The organism is Dulcicalothrix desertica PCC 7102 (assembly GCF_003991905.1).
In the GTDB taxonomy this organism is placed as follows: Bacteria; Cyanobacteriota; Cyanobacteriia; order Cyanobacteriales; family Nostocaceae; genus Dulcicalothrix; species Dulcicalothrix desertica.
Genome location: NZ_RSCL01000011.1, coordinates 281,012 through 293,712, shown reverse-complemented (window position 1 = coordinate 293,712; position 12,701 = coordinate 281,012). Strand labels below are relative to the sequence as shown.

General features: G+C 39.5%; 11 protein-coding genes and 1 tRNA gene. 8 read left to right on the top strand and 4 right to left on the bottom strand.

The window, feature by feature from the left end; genetic code table 11:
* The first annotated feature begins 69 nt into the window (after positions 1-69).
* Together DSM106972_RS23735 and DSM106972_RS23730 are read left to right on the top strand one after the other, a co-directional pair.
* Positions 70-270 (top strand): hypothetical protein, encoded by a 201-nt coding sequence (locus DSM106972_RS23735; RefSeq protein ID WP_233787311.1) that lies wholly within the window; start codon positions 70-72, stop codon positions 268-270.
* 558 nt (positions 271-828) lie between these two features.
* Positions 829-900 (top strand) — tRNA-Cys (locus tag DSM106972_RS23730).
* Positions 901-1,322: 422 nt separating this feature from the next.
* On the opposite strand, the gene DSM106972_RS23725 is transcribed toward DSM106972_RS23730, so the two are convergent.
* Positions 1,323-2,966, bottom strand: a complete 1,644-nt coding sequence (locus tag DSM106972_RS23725) for a GMC family oxidoreductase (protein WP_267901145.1) — start codon at positions 2,964-2,966, stop codon at positions 1,323-1,325.
* 217 nt (positions 2,967-3,183) lie between these two features.
* Between DSM106972_RS23725 and DSM106972_RS23720 the strand changes: the two genes are divergently transcribed.
* From DSM106972_RS23720 to DSM106972_RS55860, 5 genes are all read left to right on the top strand, one after another.
* On the top strand, positions 3,184-5,112 hold the full coding sequence (locus tag DSM106972_RS23720; RefSeq protein WP_127083012.1) for a ScyD/ScyE family protein: 1,929 nt from the start codon (positions 3,184-3,186) through the stop codon (positions 5,110-5,112).
* 69 nt (positions 5,113-5,181) lie between these two features.
* On the top strand, positions 5,182-5,379 hold the full coding sequence (locus DSM106972_RS52630) for a hypothetical protein (RefSeq protein ID WP_186538604.1): 198 nt from the start codon (positions 5,182-5,184) through the stop codon (positions 5,377-5,379).
* 613 nt (positions 5,380-5,992) lie between these two features.
* Positions 5,993-7,348, top strand: a complete 1,356-nt coding sequence (locus DSM106972_RS23710) for a cytochrome P450 (protein WP_127083011.1) — start codon at positions 5,993-5,995, stop codon at positions 7,346-7,348.
* Between the two features lie 133 nt (positions 7,349-7,481).
* Positions 7,482-7,679, top strand: a complete 198-nt coding sequence (locus DSM106972_RS23705) for an AMP-binding protein (protein ID WP_233787310.1) — start codon at positions 7,482-7,484, stop codon at positions 7,677-7,679.
* Positions 7,646-7,726: a mannan-binding protein gene (locus DSM106972_RS55860; RefSeq protein WP_127083060.1), complete on the top strand. Its 81-nt coding sequence runs from the start codon at positions 7,646-7,648 to the stop codon at positions 7,724-7,726. The genes DSM106972_RS23705 and DSM106972_RS55860 overlap by 34 nt, the downstream gene beginning before the upstream one ends.
* A 61-nt stretch (positions 7,727-7,787) precedes the next feature.
* Here DSM106972_RS55860 and DSM106972_RS23695 read toward each other — a convergent pair whose 3' ends face one another.
* Both DSM106972_RS23695 and DSM106972_RS55415 read right to left on the bottom strand, forming a co-directional pair.
* Positions 7,788-8,501 carry a DUF7005 family protein gene (locus tag DSM106972_RS23695; protein ID WP_325052207.1) on the bottom strand — a complete coding sequence of 238 codons (714 nt, stop codon included), beginning with the start codon at positions 8,499-8,501 and terminating at the stop codon, positions 7,788-7,790.
* On the bottom strand, positions 8,458-8,790 hold the full coding sequence (locus DSM106972_RS55415) for a DUF7005 family protein (RefSeq protein WP_127083009.1): 333 nt from the start codon (positions 8,788-8,790) through the stop codon (positions 8,458-8,460). The genes DSM106972_RS23695 and DSM106972_RS55415 overlap by 44 nt, the downstream gene beginning before the upstream one ends.
* A gap of 233 nt (positions 8,791-9,023) precedes the next feature.
* On the opposite strand from DSM106972_RS55415, the gene DSM106972_RS23685 reads away from it, so the two are divergent.
* On the top strand, positions 9,024-9,806 hold the full coding sequence (locus DSM106972_RS23685; RefSeq protein WP_127083008.1) for a DUF928 domain-containing protein: 783 nt from the start codon (positions 9,024-9,026) through the stop codon (positions 9,804-9,806).
* 256 nt (positions 9,807-10,062) lie between these two features.
* Here the strand turns inward: DSM106972_RS23685 and DSM106972_RS23680 are convergent, their stop codons facing one another.
* Entirely contained in the window at positions 10,063-12,675 is a 2,613-nt protein-coding gene (locus DSM106972_RS23680; RefSeq protein WP_127083007.1) for a CHAT domain-containing protein, read from the bottom strand.
* Positions 12,676-12,701 lie beyond the last annotated feature (26 nt).

Here is a 12,701-nt window from a genome sequence, read left to right as displayed (position 1 = left end):
TTTACTGAAATATCTAATTAGTATTAAATATATATTGACACCAATAACAACGGGAGCGGTACAGCGGCTATGAGGAAAGCCGGAAGTATATTAATCGAGAAGTTTACAGCAGATGGTGAGAAACCATTACCTAGAATAGTTGTAAAACAAGGACTTGTGGATGCACAAGGCAACAAACTAGAAGATGTAGAACATACGTTACCTAGTTGGTTTATGGCTGAAACTCTTTACATCCACTTCAATGGTCAACCTATAAACTTTGACGCTTAAAAAAGTTTAAGACCTAAGCATAATGGAAAGTCACTTTCCATATTAAAAACTACCTCATTCATTACTAAACAGCGATGAATGAGGTAGTTTTTTTATATTACAGGTTTTTAACAGCTTAAATTAGTAAAACTTATATTCAAAACAAGTAAATATAAGTTTAATGTATGCAAACAACTTCAGATATTTTGTACTAGTTTGACGGCAAATAGGTATCTTTACATAACTAAACAGCGATGTAAATTAAAAAAGTAAGAAACAGCTACTACTTACTTTGAATAAGTTTAGGCACAGTAAGAGTTTAAGGTAGCTAATGCCGCGCAAGGTTTCTGCCCGGTCTAGCTTTCTTAGTTTTATATATAGATAAATGTCTAAAAAAGCACTAAAATTTATCGACGTTTATCTATGCAATAAATTACACAAGACGTAAGATATTTAATACGCTATTGAAATTTAGTAAAAAAAAAGCTAGGCTATTTTGAGTTACAAATTTTAGCTAATTTGTAGCTAATGACTAGAAAACCTATAACCCAAGCAAGTCGGTAGAAGTTTTCTATTTTCGGCGCTATAGCCAAGTGGTAAGGCAGAGGTCTGCAAAACCTCCATCCCCCGGTTCAAATCCGGGTGGCGCCTCTTCTAATATATCAACGTTTCCCGCTCCGCAAGGGACTTCCAGCCTTAAGAGCGGGTATTTGAGTTTGTGTCAAAATACCTCAAAACAGGTCGAACCAACTCAGAAATTTAGTCACAAATTTAGTCACAGTTTTAGGTAGGATTTTAAGGACGATTTTAAGGTCAGGACGAACTTCGCGTCTAACTTTTGTATCGTTGGATGGGGTTGACAACTGTCCGAATCAAAGTTGATCGGCAGAAAAGTAATAGCAAGAGCGATTTTTGTTTGGCAGGGACGTTAGCTTTATCCGCTAGTGGTTCGTGTCATTTTAGTGAGCATCCAGTTTTGGCAGATCGACTTTTTTAGACTAACCATATATGTGGCGCCAAATAATTATGTTTCTTCCATTCATTGGATGCTCCCTAAGTTTATGCAGTGCTTGCTATGATGAAATTCCACCTGCCGCTTTAATTAAATCGGCTGCTTTTTCGCCAATCATTATGGTGGGCGCGTTTGTGTTGCCCCTGATTAGAGTTGGCATGATCGATGCATCCGCAACGCGCAATCCCTTAATTCCATGTACTCGCAGTTTGGGGTCTACCACTGCCATTGGGTCAGTGCCCATTTTACAAGTGCCAGCCGGATGATTTCCCGTACCGCAAGTTTCTCGGATGTAGGCTTCCAGTGCTACATCGGTTTCAACGCCAGCACCCGGAGCAATTTCCTTACTAGCAAACTCATTAAGAGCTTCTGACTGAAACAATTTCCGTATCAATCGAATCCCAGCAACAAGAAGACGCACATCAGCTTGACTTTGCAGATAATTCATCCGTATGATTGGAGCGTCTTTGGGGTCAGATGAGCGCAAACTGACACTGCCAATGTTGTGGAAACGAGTCAAAGAGGCTACACCCGTAAAGCCCTGATTAGGACCGTCATAGCCTGACGGTACATATATACCGGGTCCGAAGAAGAACTGGCTATCCGGTGGAGCCTTCCGGTTGCCTTCGCTATTGAAGAACAGTCCGGCTTCAGACCCATTGCTGGTGATGGCAGGGTTTATTTCTTGAGCCGTCTGTCGAACTACCGAAACGTTGAGGTGATCTTGCAAGTTTTGCCCGACTCCTGGCAAATCAGCCACGACAGGAATTCCCATCTCTTGCAGGTGTTTTGCATCTCCAATGCCGGAAAGCATCAGCAGTTGGGGTGAATCGTAAGCGCCGGCACTTAAAATTATTTCCTGATTGACCCTAACTTGATGCAGCTTCCCCTCGTGCAGATATTCCACTCCAACAACGCGAGTTTTCTTAAACAACAAGCGAGTCACCAACGCGCCTGTCGTTATGGTCAAATTAGGACGCTTTTGAATCGGCAACAGGAAGGCAGCGGCGGTACTGTGCCGTTTACCATCTTTGATTGTGGACTGATAGAGTCCGGCGCCTAATTGCTGCACCCCGTTGAAATCAGGATTGCGATTATATCCCAGCTCCACACAGGCATTGACAAAGCGTTGAGATACAATAGCAGGGGAAATCAAATCGGTGACACTCAACTCACCATCAACCCCGTGGTAAGCATTGGCGCCGCGTTGCTGGTTCTCAGATTTCTTAAAATAGGGTAAAACGTGCTGGTACGACCAACCGGGATTTCCTAGTGACTGCCAGTGGTCATAATCCAGAGAATTGCCTCGGATATAAATCATGAGATTAGTTGAACTGCTGCCGCCCAGAACTTTGCCACGGGGAAGAAACATTTTGCGACCATTCAAGTATGGCTCTGGTTCAGACATATAGCCCCAGTCCACCTCGGAGCCTTGTAGACTGCTGGCTTTTGACGGAATAAAAATCTCCGGTTTTGTATCCGGGTTGCCTGCTTCAAGGAGTAACACAGTTGTGCCACTGTTTTGTGACATTCGGTTGGCGATAACGCAGCCTGCTGAACCCGCACCAATCACAATGTAGTCATACTTAGAACGAACTTTACGCGCTTGACCTGTAGCAGAAGCATGAAGGGCAGAGACTCCAATACTTGCCGCCATTGCAGCGGAACCCTGAATAAATCGACGACGATTCGACAGTTGAAACATACTCACAATCCACGTTAACCTTTAGCGATACATTAGTTCTGCTAATGACGAGTAAACTCTGCTATTTATTTATAGGTACTGCAAGCGAACAACTATTCATATTGAGATGTATTATCATTCTTAAAATAGCAACAATTTTACAGATGCATAATTTAATCAAACCTCCACCTATTAAATAAGCAGACCTAACGTTTTAAGAGGTTGAGTAAAAAAAATCATGTCTAAAACGGTAGAAACGCTGCAAATATCGCGAATTGAGGTGCTAGCGTCTGGCCTGGACGGTCCACGTAAACTGAACTTTGGTCCTGATGGCGCCCTTTATGTTGCGGAAGCTGGACGAGGGGGAACAGGTGCCAGTATTCCATCTCCAAGTCTACCAGGCGCCTCTTTGTTTTATGGTGCCACAGGTGCAATTACCCGAATTCAAAACTCTGTTGCAGAACGAGTTGTCACTGGGCTACCATCGCTGGCATTTCCCGATGGGTCAGATGCAGCAGGCATCAATGACATTGAGTTTGATGCTTATGGAAACGCTTATGCAATTGTAGGCCTTGCTAGTAATCCAGCTAATCGAGATGCTTTGTTAGAAATACCTGATTTTAGTCAGTTAATCGGGATTGATAGTTTTGATAATGGTGGTTCATGGACGAGATTAAGAGATTTTGGCGCCTATGAACAAAACAATAACCCTGATAAACAAGGCGTAAATACTAACCTCTACGATTTGCTTATCAAGGACAATAACGCCTATGTTCTAGATGCAGGCGCCAATGATTTGCTACGAGTCAGCGCGTTTGGCAGCGAAATAAATTTAGAAACTGTTTTTCCGGCTCGTACCACAACTGATCCGCTCACGGGTTCCGAAGTGGTGCGGCAATCTGTCCCCACCTCAGTTACCGTTGGTCTTGATGGCGCCCTTTATGTTGGCGAATTGACTGGTTTTCCTTTTCAAACAGGCACAGCACAAGTTTACCGCATCAATGCTGATGGTAAACCCGAAGTTTATGCAGGCGGTTTTACGAATATTTCTGATATTGCCTTTGATAAGTCTGGTGGTTTATATGTTCTAGAATACGATGCGGATGGTATCTTAAATGGCAGTGATGCAGGCGCCTTGATATATGTATCTCCAGATGGTAAAACTCGCAGGACACTTGCTTCGGATGAGCTAATTAATCCCACAGGTATAGAAATTGGTACTGATGGTGATATTTATATTTCTAACAAAGGCTTTACCGCTGGACAAGGAGAGGTATTACGGTTGAAAAAAGATAACCCCTTTAACCCCGATTCGATTTATAACCAAGTGAAACGGTACACAACTACAATTGCTGCTGATGGTGATTTGGCAGATGTTTACTATCCAGTTTTGCCAAACGCAACTCCCGACCAATTACCAATTGCGCTGATGCTGCAAGGTGCTTTGGTTGATAAAGCAGAGTATTCTAACTATGCAGAAAAAGTTGCGAGCTATGGATTTGTTGTGGTTGTTCCGAATAATGAACGAACCCTAACCATAAATGGACAAAGTATTACAGGATTTTTGGCAGATCAACAGCAAGTTTCGGACGTGCTGGCTCAAATGAAATTAGAAGATGCTAATGCTACCTCACCCATCTTTGAAATTATAGATACCGACAAGTTAGGACTTTTGGGGCACTCGTTTGGTGGGTATGCTGGATTAGCTGCTATTCAAAATATCAACGACCCGGGTGTTTCTAAAGGTGATTATACTCGACCACCTGAACTAAAAGCAGGCATCTTCTTCGGCACCAGTTTCCAGACACCACCTGATAGTGGCACATTTCCCACAATTGACAATCAAAATATTCCTGTTGGCTTAATTGCAGGAACACTCGATAGTATTGCTGATTTTGGTGAAGTGGCATCAACCTATGTGAAAATTCAAGATACACCAAAAGCGCTGATTGCAATTGAAGGCGCTAATCATTATGGTATTACTAATACAGATAATTTGACCCGTGAGCCAAATCGACCAACACTCGATCAAGAAACGGCAACAGGCGCCATTGGACGCTGGAGCGGGCTATTTTTGCGAGCAAATCTGCTTAATGATCAAGATGCTTTTAATTATGTCTATAAGACAGGTGGCGACCTTGATTCAAACGTGAGTGTGATTAGCTAAATAGGAGGTAAATGATGAAAATTTTGTTGGGCAGATGTTAGTAATCAAAATTTTGTGTAATTTAAGAATATGATGCAATTACACAACAACTTTATCAACCCGCTTAATCTCAACCAATGGTTGAATAAATCTCTAGTTTTAACAAGTAAACTTCGGGGCTGGAATGGAATTTTGGTTGAACGATATCAAAATCCTTCAACTTCACCCGAAGTCGAGCTTCCTCCCCTATCCGCTCATTGGCTTAACTTACCATTAGAGGATGTTTGAAAAGTGTGCTTTCATGTCATGCTGAGGAACGAAGGGCGCAGTTTTCCCGCAGGGTAGCATCTCGGTATATATAGCAGTCCTAAATCATTCATAAAATCCGCACGTTGTAGAGACGCGATTAATCGCGTCTCTACAAGGATATAATTTTTACAAATCATTTAGGAATGCTATAGTTTCAAACCCTAGATTCTAGCAGTAAGGGCAAATGCTCCGAATTACGTTCCGTAAGACTCCACTCGCTTGGGACAATTTATACCTTATCTGACTTTTCAAACAACCTCTTAGGTTCCATACGAACACCTGAAACCTGTACACCTACGACGTTTGAGCAGTTTGCAAAATACAAACTACTTCCCAATTTAAAATTCTAGAGATGTCGATGCTTGCGATAATTTGAGATTAGCAATATATATTTTAAAAAATTGTGGAGGACAAGAAGCCGCAGAACTTTTGAAGTCTACAGAAAAAAAATTATATGAATTAGGTGGATAATCTGTCTAACTTTCTACCTCAGTTGGTATTGGAGAGGTTTTAATTTAATCCTTTGCTGCACAGGGTTCTGAAGTCACTATTTTTGATCTTTCCCAAAAGAGCCGCACCCAAATAAAAACTTATGACAACAAAACAAATTCAAAAACTTAAATCTCCTAAATTCATCCAACAAATCGAATCAACTCTAAAACCATTAGAGTTTTTAGACCGTTGTGCCAAAGATTATGGAGACATTTTCTTTACTAACTCATTTGGCAATCTAGAAACTTTAGTCGTTAGCCACCCCCAGGATATTCAAGAGTTATTTAATCCCGTAAATAAAATTCTTGACGCTCCAGGCGCCGCCAATGAAATATTTAAACCTCACGTTGGAGAAAACTCATTAATAATGCAAGACGGTGAACGCCATCAAAAACAGCGCAAGCTAGTTATGCCTCCTTTTCATGGGGAACAAACGGTTAACTATGGGCACCAGATTTGTGAGATTACCCAACAAGTGATGCAACACCTCAAACCAGGTGAAACTTTTATCGCTCGTCATTTATGTGAAGACATTACCATGACGATTATGTTAAAAGTAGTGTTTGGTATTGAGCAGGAAGCAAAATTTGAAAAACTAAAAACTTTAATGACAACTTGGCTCTCGTTGACTAGTTCACCAATTGGTGCCAGTATTTTATTGCTTCCGTTTTTACAGAAAGATTTAGGTGCTTGGAGTCCTTGGGGAAGATATCGCCGTTTACGACAACAGATTGACGAACAAATAATGACGGAAATATTAGAGCGGCGCCAACAAGTGCAATCGTCGAGTCATCGCGATATTCTGAGTTTGCTAATACAAGCAGGATATGACGATGGAGAAAGCATGACTGATATTGAATTAAGGGATAACCTCTTAACTTTACTTAATGCTGGTCACGAAACCACTGCTACTAGCATCGCTTGGGCTTTATATTGGATTCATCAACAACCAGAATTTTATCATAAGGTGTTGCATGAGTTACAAAGTTTAAATACTCCTGACCCAGTTAAAATTGCTCAACTTCCTTATTTAACAGCCATTTGTCAAGAAACTTTACGGATTTACCCTGTATCTGTTTTCACTTTTCCTCGAATTACTCTTCGGTCTGTGAATTTAAGGGGATACCATGTTGCTTCTGGGACATATATTACACCTTGTATTTACCTAACTCATCACCGAGAAGATTTATATCCCCAACCAGAAAAATTTCAACCCGAAAGGTTTATTAATCGTAAATACTCATCTTACGAATTTTTACCCTTTGGAGGAGGTTCTCGTCAATGTTTAGGTCAAGTATTTGCTTTGTTTGAAATGAAATTAATTCTGGCAACGATGCTTTTAAATTATCAGTTTAAATTAGAGGAATTTGCACCTGTTGCTCCAACTCGTCGAGGTTTTTTAATAAGTCCTCAAGGTGGAGTAAAAATGAGTCTTGCTGTGGATACTGCTTATTAGCATTGTTATACTCCAAACTGGTAGAATCTACACTTTTGTCATGAGTTGGGCACGTAATTGGAAAATAATAAAATTATGAATCCAATCTATCCAGATTTAAAAAAGAAGCATATTTTGATTACAGGCGGCGCCATTGGGCAATGAACTAACAAGAGAATGTGAACAGCGTTTAAATTGCGTTATCAAGCAAGCCTACGGGTTGACAGAAACAAGCCCAGTAACCCATATCAACCCTGAAAATGACGAATGTGAAAAAATCAAACCCGGTTCTGTTGGTCAGTGTTTGAGAAATACTGAATGTCAAATGGTGTTTGGAATGGTAATTGGGTAACGATTGTACCTAGAAAAAAGTCAGTGTGTGGTGTTAATGTTAGATAAATTTACATAATAATGTTATAGAGACCGATTAAATTCGGTCTCTACGTTCTAGCATCATAAATTAATTAGCTAAATTTTCTTGAATTATTTCTTGTGGAAAGGACGAGGCTAATTCTTCGATTGTTAGGCAAGTTAGAGCAATTAGCATTTGTGCTTGTGCGTTTGGTTGTTCTAAATAATTAGAATTATCTGTATCAAATTGCTCTAAGTTAACTGCTGCTGCTTTCACTAATTTGGCAAGAATTGTAAATGCTCCTTCAGAAAGTGGCGGTTGACCTCGGTAGCTTTGTAATCTACCCGTTTTTCTACAATCTGGAAAGTTCTCTAATCCTAAAAAGCGAAGAAACCAGTCGCTACGATAACGCCCATTAGCAACTACAATACCTCTGTAGTCGGCGATTAACTCATCAAGTAAATTATTACGCATCGAGCCAAACAGGCGCTGGGTGAAATAGTGCGTACATTCGTGTTCTAAACGAATCTTCATAGATAAGCAGCGCCATTTTTCTGCTTCAATTCCAATATCGATAGGGGATACAGCACTGTAGTAGCCATCACTGAGAATAATAAATCTATCTTGATAAAGCTCCTTTTTTGCAATTATTTGGCGAAACTCCACGGCCCATTTATCCTCGGAGCAGTCATTTGGGTGTTTGGCTGACCATTGTTTTCTGTATTGATGAATTCTATCCCAGTTATTGAAACCAGCAACTATACAGGCGCCCATCGAATCAGGAATTGCAACTGGTTCGTTGTGCTTTGTTAGAGCTTGCACTAGGGACACAAAGTCTTGGCGCCTGTGAAGCAATCAAAACAGGGATAGCTCCAGCTAGGCTTTCATGCACTATTAATTGAAGTTTATTAGGTTGTTCCAAAACTAGACCTGGTGATTTAGCTGTGTCTCTTAGTAACACACCTTTGCGAGTAGCCGACTTATAAGCTTCTGTTTGACTGATTCCTGCTTCTATAGGAAATCGTAGTTGCACCAACCGTTGCTTCAACGATTCAAAAACGCCAATTTCTTGAGCCGAAGTTACATATTCTTGCCAAGCAGGTACATGCACCTCCGGTGGAAACGACTTGATGTTTATTAGGTTTTGATAGTTACAGATTTAGTAGTTAATATCACATCCAACAAAGCAGATGTAAGATATAAATTATAAAAATATACCCATAGATAGATGATAATTTTAAATAAAATTTACAAAAAATATTCTTCTTCAAACTGCATATCTTTGATTTTGCTTACCCTATTATTCATCTATCGGCAATTAAATCGTTGGGAGAAGTAAAAGTCATGAAGCGGATGTTCTTAACTGCCCTGATTTTGAGTAGTACTATTCAGTATCCAATGCAGGCTATAGCTCAAACTCCAAAACCTGCACCCACTAAATCAACTTCACGACCAGTTTTTATACCACCAAAATTGCCTCCTAACATAGGTACTGTATCTGGGCGCCGTACAGGAATGGGGAGCCGCGATAATTGTTCTGCAACCTCAACTGAACTAACTGCATTAGTTCCATCTCAGTCGGCGCCTGCTATTAAACAAACAAGTACATCACAGAAAGAAGTTGTAGGTGGACTAACTACTTCCGAGCGACCAACATTTTTGTTTTACGTTCCTTACACAAGTAGTTCAGCTGAATCTAGTTCTAATGCTCAATTTACCTTACAAGATAGCCAAGGTAACGAAATTTATAGAAGTCAAGTTGCACTGCCATCAAATCCAAGTGTAATTAATGTTACTTTAGCATCAAATGTTGCATTACAAGTAGATAAGCAGTATCAATGGTTTTTTAAAGTCCGTTGCACTATTCAACAAGCAGCGAGCGTTCCTATATATGTAGAAGGCAGTATTCAAAGAGTTAATCTAAACCCTAGTATTATCTCTCAGTTAGAAACCGCAACCCCTGTACAAAAAGCTGCAATTTATGCGGCAAATGGAATTTGGTTTGATTCTATAAATATATTGGCACAGCTACGTTCCTCAAATGAAGTTGAGTGGCAATCTTTATTACAATCAATTGGTTTAAGCAATATTAGTAATATTCCATTTTCACAAACACTTACTAATTAGTTCATTAGTTTAGATATATTGAAAGACGGAAGTGGTGTTAGGGGGTAATTTAAATGTGAATGAATAAATTGAATAAGTCATACGAATTAAATAATTAAAGGAACACAAACGAATTTTAATCAAATACCCTTAAAAGTCAAGTCATGTTTAATTTCAATAAATCATGGGCTGCTTTAACACTCTTAACAGTCGCTTCTGTAAGTGGAACAATGTTAACAGGCAATTATGCTAACGCCAGTAGGCAATTATCTCAAACTTATAACCAGTTACCAATTAAAACGTATGGCGCCCAAGAAAGTGGACGATTGAATTTATCACTTTCTAGTAAGTTTAATTGAGCTAGTTGTAAAGCTTCTGCTGTCGATTTACCTTTTGTCAAGTGATGATAAAATTGATTAATAAATCTCTCTGTGGATTCATCACCAATTTGCCATAAAGATGCTAAGGTACTGCGGGCACCTGCACGTAAAGCTATACCAGCTAATCCTAGTGCCGCGCGCTTATCTCCAGCAGCAGTTTCGCAAGCGCTGAGAACAAGTAATTCTATGGGTTCAGTTCGGGAGCGCTCTCGACTTTTGAGTAATTCATTTAGTTCAGCTACATAAATACGTTTATCTGAAGCTAAAATAAAAGTTTCTGAAGCTTTCGAGCTAAATTTTCCGTGAGTTGCTAAATGGACGACTCGGAAAGGTTGAGCGTTGATGGTTTGTTCTAAAATTTTACTCTTGAATTTATCATTATATAATGTAACTGTTGTTACGCCTGCTTTTTGAATTGATTTTAGTTCTTCTCCAACATAGGGAAGTGATTTAAACGGTTTGGGTGGTTGTGAGAGTCCTCCTGCAAGCGCATTTAGTTTTTGCCGTGCCAGAGGTTTAGGTGTAAATAGCTGTAAACCAGGGCTAATTGCAATAGCATACTTCTGAACTAAATATTTTTTACTGATTTCATCATACAGAGCAGCCATTGGAATATTTCGCAGCGAGCCATCAGGAATAAATACTAAAGTTTTAATTTTATTTTTACTATTGTTTATTTCTGCTTCAATCGGTTTAATTAACCATTTATAAAGTTGTTTGGAAGCAGCTTGAAATTTTTGGATTTCATCAGGCTCCACTATATTATCTCGCATTTGTGCAATGACTTGCTCTACTTCTTTACTACTAATTGCTGAAGCTTTATGTATTAAAGAAGATTGCCCTGGAAGTTTGAGGATAACCCCAAGTTGATTATCCAAAATAATTGGGTACAATATAGCAGTGTCAGGATTTTTATTGTCTACTACTTTATCAAGTGCTACAAATTGATTATTTAAGCAAGCTTCTCTAAAATAATTGTCTAATTCTGCTAATTGCAAAGCTTCCATTCGCTTACGTACTTTGTCTAAATCTGGTTTTGATTGTCCTTTTTCTTGTAGAAGCAGTTCTACTGACTGTCGATAAATAGGTTCTACACTATCACGGAAATTAAACTGTATTTCTCGGTTTACTCCCGCTAAGTCTGTACGGAAATTAGAAAGTGTTTCTATTGATGCATCATAAGCTTTTATTGCTTCAGTAATATTATTTTGTTCTTTAAATATACGTCCTAACTGCCATTCCCAACGGTAAGCAATATCCGGAGCATTAATATCTTGGGACTTTGACCATGCTTGTTTATTTAAATTAAGTGCTTCTTGCCACTGTTGATTTTGCTCGTAAACTTCTGCTAAAGTACCTAGTGCATAAGATAGCGCGCGCGGGTCATTTATCGATGAAGCTTGTTGCACACCGACTGCTAAAATAGAAGCAGTATCTTTTTTATCAGCAATTTTCATGATTGTGCTAGCGAAATTAATTCGGGCATATATACTTGCCTGATTTGCAGGTAAATTAGGTAATTGAGATTGAATTACAGGGATTAGAGTTCTTGCTTCTGTTATTCTTTGATTATTAACTAGCAAGTTTAGTTGATTAATTTGAGCTTGCACTTTCAAGAGTGGGTTCGGCGCCGTCTTTGCTGCATTTTGATAATGTGTAACAGCGTTATTAATATTACCTATAAGCCTAGCGGTATTACCAAGAGATAATTCTGTAAGACTAATTTCTTCGGATAATTGTAAACGTTGAGCGATTTCTAAACTGTGCTGTAAACTTTTCTGAGATTTATCTAATTCACCTAACTGTTGCTGAACATTACCAAGCGAGCGCAATGCACCCACTTTTATAAATGAGTCTGGTTGATTTTGTAACTCTTGAAATACTGATTCTAAAATATTTTCTGCGCGACGGTTAAAACCAGAAACCCGTAAAGCTTGTGCTTGATTTATACGACTGCGTAGAACTGCTGTATTGTCACCCAACTGACGCCAGTATATCTGGGCATGTTTGGCTGTCTCATTCGCTGCATCTGACTGTCCCTGCCTTAGTTGTTGCCCAGTTAGAATATCTAAAGTTGGCGCCAGAACTTTGAGTAATTCTAATTCGGGATTGTTGGCTTTTAATGTGTTATTTGCATTATCCCAACCAAGTAAATTTAAGCTGGTATTAATTGCAACACTTGCTTGTTTCCATGAACCTAGTTGTTCTAATGCGAGAGAGAGGTTGATTTGTGCTGCTGCTTGTCCGAGAGTATTTCCAGATTGTTTGTAAATTTGGATGACTTGCTGGAGAGTAGTTACTGCATCAGTTAGGCGCCCGGCTTTAAACAAATGTTCTGCTGTGGCTTGAAGTTGTTCTGGTGTCGCTTGGGTTATGGTAGTTTGAGTGTTTGTAGGTTCCGGTTGTTTGGCAATTGTGATGGGAATGATAATCAAGGAGAAAGTGAGAGTGAATAGAACTAGGTTAATTGCTGCGATTTTAAATTTTCTTGAGAGTTTCAGCTTGTGCATACTCTGCTTTTCCTCAGTTATCGAAC

What these genes read in the sequence shown, in the direction of transcription:
- DSM106972_RS55860 (WP_127083060.1), top strand. Translation starts at nt 7,646, where the DNA reads ATGTCAAATGGTGTTTGGAATGGTAATTGGGTAACGATTGTACCTAGA.
- DSM106972_RS23720 (WP_127083012.1), top strand. Translation starts at nt 3,184, where the DNA reads ATGTCTAAAACGGTAGAAACGCTGCAAATATCGCGAATTGAGGTGCTA.
- DSM106972_RS23680 (WP_127083007.1), bottom strand. Translation starts at nt 12,675, where the DNA reads ATGCACAAGCTGAAACTCTCAAGAAAATTTAAAATCGCAGCAATTAAC.
- DSM106972_RS23725 (WP_267901145.1), bottom strand. Translation starts at nt 2,966, where the DNA reads ATGTTTCAACTGTCGAATCGTCGTCGATTTATTCAGGGTTCCGCTGCA.
- DSM106972_RS23685 (WP_127083008.1), top strand. Translation starts at nt 9,024, where the DNA reads ATGAAGCGGATGTTCTTAACTGCCCTGATTTTGAGTAGTACTATTCAG.
- DSM106972_RS52630 (WP_186538604.1), top strand. Translation starts at nt 5,182, where the DNA reads ATGATGCAATTACACAACAACTTTATCAACCCGCTTAATCTCAACCAA.
- DSM106972_RS23735 (WP_233787311.1), top strand. Translation starts at nt 70, where the DNA reads ATGAGGAAAGCCGGAAGTATATTAATCGAGAAGTTTACAGCAGATGGT.
- DSM106972_RS23710 (WP_127083011.1), top strand. Translation starts at nt 5,993, where the DNA reads ATGACAACAAAACAAATTCAAAAACTTAAATCTCCTAAATTCATCCAA.